The 13,130-nt window shown below is 50.5% G+C and carries 8 protein-coding genes; all 8 read left to right on the top strand.

Translation table 11 applies throughout. The features are described 5' to 3' along the window. The first annotated feature begins 79 nt into the window (after positions 1-79). The 8 genes from L3D05_RS13085 (at position 80) to L3D05_RS13050 (ending at position 13,119) form a co-directional block, all read left to right on the top strand. Positions 80-1,048, top strand: a complete 969-nt coding sequence (locus tag L3D05_RS13085) for a hypothetical protein (RefSeq protein WP_239616502.1) — start codon at positions 80-82, stop codon at positions 1,046-1,048. Beyond that, positions 1,041-1,607 (top strand): beta-sandwich domain-containing protein, encoded by a 567-nt coding sequence (locus L3D05_RS13080; RefSeq protein ID WP_239616501.1) that lies wholly within the window; start codon positions 1,041-1,043, stop codon positions 1,605-1,607. The genes L3D05_RS13085 and L3D05_RS13080 overlap by 8 nt, the downstream gene beginning before the upstream one ends. 11 nt (positions 1,608-1,618) lie before the next feature. Continuing rightward, positions 1,619-2,635, top strand: a complete 1,017-nt coding sequence (locus L3D05_RS13075; protein WP_239616500.1) for a glycosyltransferase family 10 domain-containing protein — start codon at positions 1,619-1,621, stop codon at positions 2,633-2,635. A gap of 278 nt (positions 2,636-2,913) precedes the next feature. After that, complete coding sequence (locus tag L3D05_RS13070; RefSeq protein WP_239616499.1) at positions 2,914-6,798, top strand: non-ribosomal peptide synthetase; 3,885 nt, start codon at positions 2,914-2,916, stop codon at positions 6,796-6,798. A 16-nt stretch (positions 6,799-6,814) separates the two neighbouring features. Beyond that, positions 6,815-7,861, top strand: coding sequence for a hypothetical protein (locus L3D05_RS13065; RefSeq protein WP_239616498.1), 1,047 nt, complete (start codon positions 6,815-6,817; stop codon positions 7,859-7,861). Beyond that, positions 7,848-8,915: a hypothetical protein gene (locus L3D05_RS13060; protein ID WP_239616497.1), complete on the top strand. Its 1,068-nt coding sequence runs from the start codon at positions 7,848-7,850 to the stop codon at positions 8,913-8,915. Before L3D05_RS13065 ends, L3D05_RS13060 begins: the two co-directional genes overlap by 14 nt. Next, positions 8,915-12,328, top strand: a complete 3,414-nt coding sequence (locus L3D05_RS13055) for an AMP-binding protein (protein ID WP_239616496.1) — start codon at positions 8,915-8,917, stop codon at positions 12,326-12,328. Before L3D05_RS13060 ends, L3D05_RS13055 begins: the two co-directional genes overlap by 1 nt. Before the next feature lie 71 nt (positions 12,329-12,399). Beyond that, positions 12,400-13,119: a thioesterase II family protein gene (locus L3D05_RS13050; RefSeq protein WP_239616495.1), complete on the top strand. Its 720-nt coding sequence runs from the start codon at positions 12,400-12,402 to the stop codon at positions 13,117-13,119. Positions 13,120-13,130: the final 11 nt, after the last annotated feature.

The raw sequence follows: 13,130 nt of genomic DNA, 5'->3' as shown, positions 1-13,130 counted from the left end.
TTGATTTTGAAAATAGTATATTAATGGAAATCAAACGATGAAAGGGGTTTAGATAGTGGAGGAGATTGCGAAAAATGATATGAAAAAACCGGTTGTCTATCATCCTCGCAAAAATAGTTTGAACTGCTACGAATATTTGTTAGCGTCGTTTATCTCCAAATATGATTTTCCCTACCAATGGTTGTTTTCCGACAATTGGGGCTTTTACTATGCTTATGGGAATGAATTTTCGGCTTGGATGGGAGATTGCCCAAGAGATGTTAATCTTACGAAGATTTATGGCGTTACGGACACCTTTGTCCCAGAGTTCAGACATCTTATACAATTCATGTCCAAAGTACAGTGGGATGAAGAGTGCTTTATAATCTCCGCTGATGCCATCGAACTTCCGTGGCATCCCAATTATACGCATACGAGTTCAATCCATATGGTCATTGTAGATGGATACTGCGCGGAGAAAGGCGAAGCCCACGTTGTAGATTGGTTTCCGGAATATTCGGGCTGGATACCGCTCAGAATCCTGGATCTCGCATGGAAAAAAGGCAATAGAATGCACAGTGTCTTTAGTAAACCGATATTTATCGGCACGAATAGCTTACTCGTGGACCAACTGAAATTGTGCAGATCGAATATGGCGGGGGAACAGTATGATCATGGTTTAACTGGGCTTCTCGGAGTAGAGAGACTAAAAATGGATATTATTTCCTATAATGAAAGCGATTTTGATTATGATAAATGGTGGGCGGGTATTTTTCAAGTGATTAGCGCAAGAGATACTTTCTTGGAGTTTATTTACTATGTTCATAACGAAATAGCGGAATCGTCGATTAAAGAGATGTATGCGAATTTCATAGTCGTAATCAATAACACGGTTCAAACGTGGATGACGTTTCGTAACGGAATCATGAGGTCAAAGCTGACAAAGGATTTTCAAATAGATAAAAACGTGGAACGGTTAGAAAAAATAATATTGTTGGAGAAAGAGTGCCTTGAATTTATAGATAACCTATTAAATGCGTATAAAGAAACGGAGCCTGTCTATGGCTAACAAAAAGGTATGCGTCGATCTATCCAAGCTATTCAATAACAAAGGAGTCAGTTGGATTGGGTTAGGTATTGCCGGAAGCTTCGATCATAGCGGAATCAGCGTTCCTGGAGAAATTTTACCGGATGGGATAACCGTTACTTGGTGCGATATTCCGTTCCAATTCCCGAAGACTTCATCGATTGAGAATGATCATATTTGCTGCGAAGAACAAACGATCGAAGTTGATCCCAATAGTTATAGGCAGATCTACGTTGCGGGATTCTCTCTGTATGGCGATTACTCGGATAGGGTTTGGATTCATTACGAGGATGGTTCGAGCGAAGACAAAGAGTTCGGTCTATCCGATTGGTATAGTCGAACGGAGGCTGGAAACGGATTGAAACATTCCGAACAAGTCGCAATGATGATTCCCTACTACTATGAAAATGGAATTAAAATACAAGCCATGCGCGGGATCTGGATTCAGCGTCTTTTAATTGACCCTAACAAAAAGCTGCATTCGATTCGTCTCCCGGATAACCCTTATATGTTTATTTTCGCGATTACAGCTGAAGAATGAGGAGGGAGATAATGAATATTGCTTTTCATAGTATTTGGCCCTATGAGAGCCAATACTTTTTCGTCGAAGAGTCGTCTGAGTTGCATTTCGGCGATAACGTATGGCTTCCCATGGTTCATTTGAAAAATCATGCTAGAGGTTATGGGGTAAAGCTGGGACGGGTCACCGAGTTTGCTATTGGCCAAATAGATGCATTTGTTTTTCATGAAATTCCGGAAGAGGATGATCCTTACTATCAATATGCGATAGAGAATAAGAAGCCAATGTTTCTGTATAATTATGAACCGGTGGTCGTCTATGCGCAATCGCATGACCTGTCCAAACACCAACGGTTTGTAAAGGTTTTTACCCAACATGATTATTATATCGGGCTTAATTCTAACTCATCCCAACGTAAATATATTAAATTTAACCCTTTCTGCTTGAACATTATGCCGCAGATTCGGGACCGACGGAAAATAAACCTATGTACCCTTATTTCAAGCAACAGAACTTCCGAATGCCATCTGGAGCTATATAGCAAACGCAAGGAGGCTATTAAATGGTTTACGGAAAATCAACCGAATGATTTTCATTATTTCGGCCATGGATGGGAATCGGACTTCAACCCTTGTTATAAGGGAGTCGCGATCGATAAAATCGAAACGCTGTCGCGTTATAAGTTCGCGATTTGTTATGAAAATTCTCGAGATATTTCCGGGTATATCACTGAAAAAATATTGGATTGTTTTCGAGCGGGCTGCGTTCCGATTTATTGGGGGGCTAGCAATATTCGAGATTATATCCCGGCAACTTGTTATATACACAGGAACGACTTTAGCAGCTACGAAGAGCTGTATCAGTACATTTCAACGATGGGAAAAAAGCAATACCAAGAAATCATTAAAGAAATAGATCGGTTCATGGCAAGTAACCAAGCTAACCATTTTTCGATAGAAAACTATGTATCAACCGTTTGGGAAGGCCTTATGGAAGGCGTAGCAGAATTCGCGAATAAATTCGGTGATCTAACTTCTTTGCAGACTTAAAAATTAAATAGACTCATCGCATGATAAAACCGCGAAGGCTACTGCTCCGCGGTTTTTGTCTATGTCAAACAAAGAACTAGCAACTTCAAGCATCACTCGCCAGTTTACGACTTTCTTATACAAAAGTCGCTGTTGACCAATTCTAGAATAACTCGTTATGATTAAAACATACATTAATTTCTATTAATGGTAGATTGAGTTGAAAATTGTCGAACGGTGGTGAAACATTGAAAGAGAGATTCATAGGATCAGATCTTCAATAAGGAGATGATGCTTTCGTGTCACCCCGAAATTTAATCGAGCGATCTTTCGAGCGTCTAGCCGATACTTACTGGTCCGGCGTCATGAGGGGGTGGGAAGGCGAACCTCCATTGCAGCCGGACATTTACGGCAAGTCTGGTGAGAAGCGGCAGGTCGAGATTCGCGTTCCGGAGCACCTTGTCGCAATGATGGATAAGATTTGCAACGGACGGGAAGATTTGCGGATGGTTTTTTATCTGGCGACTTGGGCGACGGTGCTGCTGGCTTTTACCCATTCGGCAAGCAAAATTGCAATCGCTTTACCTGCGAGCCTAGTCGGCTCGGTTACTAGCAACGAAAGGATTGATGTCCCCATCGTCTTCGAAACGCTGGATAAGCAGACAAGTTTCAAGGACATGCTTGCTTATCTACTGAAGACGATCAAGGAAAACAATAAACATATTGCCTATTGGATATCTCGAACGGAAGCTTCGGCGTTACCCGTCGGATTTGAACGATTCAGATTTCACTATTTTAACGTAGAAGGGTGGGAATTAAAGACAACGTTCGGGGAGACGAACGATACCTTAATGGAGTGCCGGATCATGGCGAACAACGAAGGGGAACGGAGCCTCGTCATCGACTATGACTCCGGACTATATAGCAGACACCTCGTCGACACGGTCGCCGACAGCTACATCGCCGTACTGGAGCAGGCTGTCGATGAACCTGATCGCAAGCTGGTCGCTTTTGAGCTGCGCTCGCACGCGGAAGTAGCTCGTCAAGCGATCCTAAACGACACCTCATCCGTATTCGCGTCGGAAGAAACGATACACGGCATGTTCGCTTTAGTCGCGACGGACCAACCGGATGCGATTGCCGTCATCTGCGGAAGCGAATCATTAAGTTATGGCGAGCTTAACGCCAGATCGGATGAATTGGCGCTGCGTTTACTTGAATGGGGAGTCCGAAACGGAGATCGCGTAGCCGTCATGTTGGAACGTTCTCCGGCTTGGATCGTCTCGTTGCTCGCCGTACTGAAATCCGGAGCCGTCTATATTCCCATCGACCCGGACTATCCGGCCAAGCGCATCGCTTACATGCTTAAGGACAGCCAAGCGTCGGCATTGATCTTACGGAAAGATAATGAAGCTAGCCATGAGTTCAGCGGCAGAAGGATTCATTACGATGAATCTTTGTTTCTGAGTGGCGATATGGAAAACGTTATCCGTAAAATTCCGCAGTCGCGTCCGGACGATCTGGCTTATCTGCTCTATACATCCGGTTCGACCGGTGTTCCTAAAGGCGTAATGGTCGAGCATCGAGGCATCCTGAATTTACGCCATTACTTTATCTCCGCGTTTCGCGTCGGAGAAGCCGACCGTGTACTGCAATTCGCCAGCGCCTCGTTCGACGCTTCCATCTGGGAAATAGCCATGGCGCTACTTACAGGCGCGCAGTTGCATATTGCTACGGCGGAGATTATCGGCAAGCCTTCGCGCTTCGAGGAATGGGCAGCGAACAGCGGGATTACGGTCGCCACGCTGCCGCCGACGTATGCGGATAAGCTGTCTCCCGAGAACTGGAACAAATTGCGTTTGCTGATTACCGCAGGTTCCGAATCGAGTCGCGACTTATTGACGTTATGGATCGAGCATGTCGACGAATACTTGAACGCCTACGGTCCGACGGAAACAACCGTATGCGCTTCGGCATGGTCCGGGAAGCCGGACGATACCGGATCGACGGCTTCCGTCCCTGTCGGCAAGCCATTGCCTAATACGCAAATCCGAGTCGTCAATGGATGTTATCAGACGCTACCTTCCGGCATCCCCGGCGAGCTGCTCGTCTCCGGAATCGGACTTGCGAGAGGGTACTGGAACAAGGAAGAGATGACCGAGCAGAAGTTCGTGTCTTTGCTGCGCGAAGGTACGCGGGCGTATCGCACGGGCGACTTGGCCAAATGGGGAGAGGACGGCAATCTCATATTCCTTGGCAGAATAGACCGCCAAGTCAAAATCCGCGGGTACCGGATCGAGACGGAGGAAGTACGGCATGTATTGCTAGGACTAGAAGGCGTGAAGGATGCCGTTGTCACGGTGAAGCCTGATCCGCAGGAAGAACCGGCGCTAGTCGCCTATTATACTTCAGACTGCATCGACGAGGACGAATCGGCGCAGCTTCGAGACCGGCTTGCGAATAGCCTTCCGGGTTACATGATACCTGCGTTTCTGATTAAGCTCTCCGTAATTCCGTTGACCTCCAACGGCAAACCTGATTTTGCGGCTTTACCGGAACCGAAGGCCTGGCTTGCGAATCAGACTTTGTTGGACGAGCATGCGTTCCGCGACGAGACCGAGAAGGAACTTGCCGACATTTGGCGGACGGTTCTTGGCTTGGAACGCGTTGGCAGGGAAGACGATTTCTTCATGCTTGGAGGCCATTCCATGAAAGCGGCCAAGCTTGCGGCGGAAATCTACGGAGCATTCGGCGCGAACATGCCGATCGAAATGATATTCCGTCATTCCAAGCTCACGGCAATGACGGAATGGATTAAGGATAACGGTCGTCTAAACCGATTGACCGCTATTCTTCGAGCACCTATGAAAGCCGGCTATCGGCTTTCGCCCGCGCAAAGCCGAGTCTTCATTGCGGAAAGCTCGAGCTCCGACAGTAAGCTCTATGTGCTGCCTTTCTTATTTCAACTGGAGCCGGCACCGGATTTATTAGAGTTGGAGGCGGCATTCCGCAAACTGATCGAACGTCACGAACCGCTGCGCACTTCGTTCGGCTGGGAAGGCAACGAACCGGCTCAGATCGTGACATCGGTGCAGGATTTCCGCATCGTGTGGGTTGCAGGGGATGGGGAAACGCCTGAGCAATTGGCCGAACGGCTAATCAAGCCGTTCGACTTGTCCAAACCCCCGCTGCTCCGGGTCGCTTGGATCGAGGAGAACGACGGTTCCACGCGGTTGTTTCTGCAGCTTCACCACATTATTGCCGACGGACTTTCCCTTGGCGTTCTTCTTCATGACCTGAACGCAATTCTATCGGAGAAGCCGCTTGAACCGCTTTCCTTGCACTATAAAGACTATTGTGAATGGCTGAAAGATAGGGAAGTCAATGAAGATAATGAGCGTTTCTGGTCAAGCCGCTTCTCCGATTACGGAGGCACGGCGGATTTGCCGACCGATTATCCCCGTCCGTCCGTTCGTCGTCCCGATGGCGACACGATAGCGATTCAATGGGATTGCGAGATGGCCGCAAACATTAGAGAACTTTCGAACGCTTGCCAAGCTACGGTGCACATGACGATGCTGACCGCCTATTATACTCTTTTGTCGAAGCTGACCGGCTCCGAGGACGGCGTTGTCGGCTCGCTTCATGCCGGAAGGAACCATCCCGACGCTATGGGGATGGTCGGAATGTTCGTTCATACGCTTGCCCACCGCAATCGCGTTGATGGGACATTGACGTTCCGCGAATTCGCCGATCAGGTGAAGAGAAGAGTGCTGGAGGATTACGAACACTCGGATTACCCGTTCGAATTGCTGGCTCGTAAGCAGAAAGCAAGGAATGCCGCGCGAAACCCGCTGTTCGACACGATGTTCGTGCTGCAAAATCTGGACTCCGTGCCGTCTGTAATCGGAACGTCGCATTGGCTCCCTGTGATTCTTAAAGAAAAACGATCGCGCTTCGATCTTGTCTTCCAAGCTTGGGAGAACGAGGGGGGCATGTTATTGTGGGTCACCTATGCCAGTTCTCTGTTCCGTCCGGAAACGGCGGCAACGATTGCCGAAGACTACCGCAAACTGCTCGCGATGCTTGCCGAACGACCCGACACGCCGCTGTCCGAAATCGGTTTGGCGGTTGATTTCCGCCCGATCACGGCGTCCGGGCTGAAGTTTGATTTTCAATTTTGAGGGAGGAGGAGACTTCATGGCCGCCAGTAGGATTCTTCCGTTAGCCGTACCGGAGATCGTCTCCTATCCGCATATTTCATACGCCATGTCCGTCTTATCGTTGGATCCCGAGGGAGTCGACTGGGTGTTCAGCAATTACGTGCAGCTTTGTATGCTGGATCATGGATCGACGGTCGAAATGCGCTATTTTGTGCCCAACGCCGATCTGTTCCATTTTCCGGGATTGTTCGGCACCCAGCACGTAAGCAGGGACTGGATTCTGCACTATTGTCCGAGCTTTAGCGACTTTGTCCGATTCAGCATCGATCGGGAATTCTACGTGTGGACTTTCGTGGACGAGTATTACATCCCGGGGACGCGGTCTTATCGGAATCAATCGTTCGAGCACGCCATCATGATCTATGGCTACGACGACGAGCACCGCGAGTTCCATATTAGCGGTTACTTGGAGAACCAGCGATATATGCAATCTACGATCGCGTACGACTCGGTCGAGCAAGCGTTCACGGAAATGCGAGTCCCGTCCTTACACTATGCCAACAACACGCATTTGCTCAAGAGAAGTCCCAATGCTTACGAATTCAAGACGCACTGGATCATGGAACAGCTCTCCGATTACGGCGGCGCCAAACCTTCCGACGTCCGATTGGAAGTTTTCGAAGAACGCAAGGATTGTCCTTACTATTGGGGCATCGGCGTGATCGACGGACTGCAAGAGAAATTGAGCCAACAGCTGAGAGGGGAGACGTTCGTCGATCACCGTCCGTTCTTCATCTTGCTCGAGCATAAGAAAACGATGAACAAGCGACTCGCCTATATGACCGACAAGGGGTATTTCCAGTTCTCGGATTCGGTACGGGCCGGATATAAGGATATCGAATCGAAGGCTCAGACGATCCTTAACCTGGAGTTGAAATATTTAATAACCCGGGATAATCGCTTCTTGAATCAGATCGTCGAACGGCTTGACGGTTTAAGGGAAGCGGAATCGAAAACCATCGAACAGATGCTGGCGCAATACGACGAATCAACCGAAGGAGGAAGGAATGATGGCCGTCCGTAGAATTTTGCCGATCGCAGTTCCCGACATCACATCCTACACCCATGTCACCTATGCGCTTTCCGTCATGCATACGGATCGCGATGCGCTACGTTGGGTGTACAGCAACTACGTTCAGCTGTTCACATGGGATTGGGGCCACGCTATCAAAGTTGATCATTATACCCAGACGGCGGAGCATCACCTTGTACCGTGCCTTGGCGGCTCGCAAAGAATTACGCGCAAGATGCTCGGGAAATATCCTGGCGGTTTCGTGAACTTTGCGCGGGAAAACATTGAAGAAGGGTATTACGTATGGGCGTGCGTGGACGAATTTTACATTCCCGGGACGTCGGCTTATCAGAATCGTTCCTACCCTCATGCCGTGTTTATCTATGGTTATGACGATGATCGAAGTACTTTTATGATAACGGGATACTTCCAGAATCAGCGTTATGGGGAAGCCGAAGTCAGCTACGCCGATATGGAGAAGGCCTACTACGGCTTTGAACCGGAAGATGAAATAAATTGGACGAACTTCGTTCGAATGCTGAAGCTGAACAGCCATTATAAAAAGTTCTACGAATTCAAGACGCACTGGGTCATGGAGCAACTGGAGGAATACTGGCTCGCTAAGCCCTCCTCAAGAAGGATGGAAGCCTTCGAGGAGACGTGGACTCACCAGACCATCTGGGGCTCGGATGTATACGACATTCTTCAATTGCAAATTGATCGGCATATCGCCAAACAGGGGATAGTCGATCATCGTCCTTTCTATGTGTTATGGGAGCATAAAAGAATGATGAACCGTCGGATCGCCTATATGGAGGAGAACGGGTTCTACGAAGTTTCGGATCGTTCGAAGGAGGAGTGGCGGAAGATTGAACAATCGGCGTTACAGGCGCGCAACTTGGAGTTGAAATACTTGATGAGCTTTAATAATCGGTTCTTGGAGCAGTTGAAGGAGCGTCTGGCGGCGTTAAAGCAAGAAGAGTCCAACGCAATCGAGCGCATGTTGGAAGATTACGCCCGCAGCGGCGGTAAGAAACACCTTCATATTCTAAAGGAGGAAGCCTAATGAGCTTGGATGCGTTGGATATCCAGAAAATATTGGCCAGCGGAAAATTGGATAAGGAAAAAGGCTTCTGGTCGGCTCTTCTGGAGGGAGACCGCGAATTAACGAGGTTTCCCGAAGACCGTAGACCCACGGATTCGGAGCGGACGCATTACCAAGAATGGCATACCAAATGCGGTGCAAGCTTGTCGAGCAAGATCAAAGCCCTTGCAGGAGGTTCGGATCTGGCGATATATCTGATCTTGCTTAGCGCCGTTCAGATTGTTGCCCAGAAGTACGCGCATACCACGGAGACTCTTGTCGTTACTCCGGTGTTAGACACCCGCGATCAGGAAGAGGGAAACATTAACCGTCTTCTCGTCGTTCCGTTCGAGACGGATTTAACCGCTACCTACCGCCAGCATCTCAATTCGCTCAAAGCGAGAATCGCCGAAATCGCCGAGCATCAGAACTATCCGTTCGCACAACTGGTTCTAGAACGAGGTTGGGGCGGCGGTACGGTCAACTCCGAAAGTTTCGTCATTCCGATCGCGATGGGATGCAGCCGAGTCCATGCGGTTGATTCGTTCAAGGAGACGAACGCCGAGTTTCTGTTCTGGTTCGATGAACGCGAAGGCGAATGGGATTTGCGCCTCCGTTGCAACGCCTCGCGTTATTCAGGTAAATTCGCCCAATCCGTTGCTTCCCACTGGCTGAGCGCGATGGACGGGTTATTGAGCCATCCGGATTCTCCGTTGTCGTCTCTGGAAATCCTCTACCCGTCCGAATGGGAGATGATCGTCCGCAGCTTTAACGCGACGGATGGGCTAATCCCGGCGGATAAGACGCTTCATCGGTTATTCGCGGAACAGGCATCCCGTTCGCCGGAGGCAATCGCCGCGATCTACAAGGACGAAACGATTACGTACCGTGAGTTGGATGAATGTTCCAACCGGCTTGCGAACGCGCTACGCAAGAGCGGGGTCGGACCGGAGGTTCGGGTCGCGCTGCTGTGCAGACGTTCGTTTGATCCGGTCATAGGCGCGATCGGTATTCTGAAGGCGGGAGGAGCCTATGTCCCGATGGATGCTTCTTGGCCGAAACGACGTATTCAGACGGTGCTGGACGAAGTGGGAGCCACCCACATGGTTACGCAGAAGGAGTTGTTCGCTCCGATCGCCGATCTGCTATGGAGATCGGATTCATTGCGTCAGGTCGTGCTGCTGGACGAGGAGGAAGTTGATCCGACCAATTCCCGGTTTGACCGAGAAGCTATGGTGAAAATGTTCGATGACTTGGCTGAAATCGCGACGGACCGAATATCTGCCGGGGGCTTCGTCAGCACCTACACGGGATTGTTCTTCACCGATGCGGAAGTGGACGAATACCGCGACAATGTCGTCGAATTGGTCCGGCAATTCGCTGGCGAAGAAAAATCGGCGCTTGAAATCGGCTGCGGCTCGGGACTTATTCTGTTCGAGCTTGCGAACGAGTTCAGCCAATATACCGGCTTGGATGCATCCCGAATCACTCAAGAGCGAAACCGGCAGCGTATGGAAGAAAACAATCTTCAAGCGAACATCCAGCTGATGACCGGATTCGCCGACGAGATTGCGAGCATGGACGATCATTCGTATGATGTCGTGCTACTGCCGAGCACGATTCAGTTTTTCCCGGACTTTCTATATTTGGACCGCGTGCTGAAAGAGGCGATACGTCTCGTTCGGCCGGGCGGTGCGTTAATCGTAGCAGATATTCCGGACGAAGCAGCAAAGGAGGAGTTCCGCGCATCGCTTGAGGAATTCAAGCGCAACCATGGCGCGTTCTACAAGACGCGTATTCATCTGGATCAACATTTGTATTGCCATGAGGATTATTTCTCCGGTCTAGAGAAACGTTACCCCGGATTAAAGGTCGAGATTCGCAAGCGCACGAAGGGCTTCAAGAACGAATTGCGCTTCCGTTACGACGTCGTCATCTCCAAAATTGTCGAAACGCAAGGGACCGATGAGTTGGCGACCAACAAGCAGATTATGACGCGAGCCCATTTGAGCGCGGAAGACGGCATACGCGAGCCGGATCTCGCGGACGATGCTTCGCGTACAGCTTACGTGCTGTTTACTTCCGGATCGACGGGAACCCCGAAAGGCGTCGTCGTCTCCCATCGCCCCGTCATCAACATCATCGATTGGGTTAACGATCGTTTCGGCGTGAACGATAAGGATCGGCTGTTCTTCATAACGTCATTCAGTTTCGATCTGTCGGTATACGACGTCTTCGGAATGCTGTCCGCGGGAGCCGCGATCGATATTATCTCGGAAGAGGACGTTCACAAGCCGGAGACTTGGCCGCAGCGCATGGCCGACAGCGGGATCACGATCTGGGATTCTGCGCCGGCCGCGCTGGCGCAGAGCATTCCGTTCTTCCAGAAGCATGCAGGTGACCAGAGCCGGGTTCGTTTGTTCTTATTGAGCGGAGATTGGATTCCCGTGTCTCTCCCTGGACAATTACGCCAGCTGTTCCCCGAATGCGCCATCGCCGCGCTCGGGGGTGCGACGGAAGCGTGCATCTGGTCGAATTGCTACGAGGTAGGCGAGACCGATCCCGATTGGCTCAGCATTCCGTACGGCAAGCCCATACGCAACGCCAGGTATTATATTCTGGACCGTGCCATGAAACCTTGCCCGGTCGGCGCCAGAGGCGAGCTGTTCATCGGAGGAGAGTGTCTGGCGAACGGCTATCACATTGAATCGCTGACCCGCGAGAAATTCATTCCCGACCCGTTCCGTTCGGAGCCGTCGGCCCGCATGTACCGGACGGGAGACTTAGCCATGTATGGACCCGACGGCAACATCGAGTTTCTCGGACGCGTCGATCATCAGGTCAAAATCCGCGGCTATCGAATCGAGCTCGGAGAAATTCAGGCGAAGCTGCTGCGTCATCGCGAGATCTCGCAATGCGTCGTTATAGACAACGCGGATGCATCGGGACAGAAATCGTTGTGCGCTTATTACGCGGCGCTGGAAGATCTCTCCGCGCGCTCGCTCAAGGATTTTCTGGCAACGGATTTGCCGGCTTACATGATTCCGTCTCATTTCGTAAGGTTGTCGGCCATCCCGGTGACCTCCAACGGCAAGTTAGACCGCGCAGCTCTTCCGGCGCCGCAATCCCAAATGCGCTCCGATGTTGCCTACGAGCCGCCCGCCAACGATATCGAAGCGGAACTCGTGGAGATCTGGAAGTTATTGCTGGAGGTCGATACCGTTGGCGTCAACGATAATTTCTTCGAGCTGGGAGGTCATTCCTTACTAGCCGTCAAGTTAGAGATCGAGATGGAGGAGCGCGGATTGGTCATCTCGCCGGAGGATTTCCAACAGGGTTACACGATTCGCGATCTTAGCCAATACACGACGCGAGCATGCAATGATGCTTCCTAAGACATTACCGATGACGACCGTTATTTCGGGCTGGCCGATAAGCTGATTAAACTCGAAATGGGGAAAATCGCATGAAACTTTTTTGCTTGCCCTACGCGGGAGCTTCCGCCGCCATATATTTTAGATGGAAGAAGTGTCTTGCGCCGATATTGGAATGCATTCCGCTCGAATTGGCCGGGCGAGGGACTCGTTCGGGAGAACGCTTCTACGAAGGCATGGAGGAAGCTCGCGAGGATGTTCTTCGTTTGCTGGAAGCGCGGATGGATGGGGCGCCTTATGCGCTATTCGGACATTCCATGGGCGGGATGATCTTATATGAAACCGCGAGATTAATACGGGATCGAAATCTACCGGCCCCGGTTAAGCTCCTTTTCTCCGGGCGTCCGGCTCCGGAGACGCCCGCCCCGGAAAGTCCGATCCACGGTTTGCCGGACGGGGAGTTTACCGAGCGAATTCTGCAGATGGGCGCGACCTCTGAGGAACTATTCGCAAGCAAGCCGCTTCGCGATGCGTTCATGCCGATCTTAAGGGCGGATTTTCGTCTTGTGGAAACGTACGAGTACGAAGAGAAGAAGCCTTTGCCTTGGGAGATCGCGGTCATAACGGGAGAGGAAGAGAAGTGGACGACCGCGGAGGTTGAGGGCTGGAAGCGCCATACGTCGGCGCATTGTCGAGTCGTGAACCTGCCCGGAGGCCATTTCTATTGGCAAGACCGCCCCGAATCGCTGCAGGCGTTGCATACGCTGCTACGAGATGAATTGTTGGGTTCGCCATTGATCGAATCGATCTAATCAGAGAAGGA

Origin of the sequence: Cohnella mopanensis, from assembly GCF_022352055.1 — a bacterium.
Classification (GTDB): domain Bacteria; phylum Bacillota; class Bacilli; order Paenibacillales; family Paenibacillaceae; genus Cohnella; species Cohnella mopanensis.
Note: the sequence above shows the minus strand (reverse complement) of the source record. Positions and strands in the feature narration are given on the sequence as shown.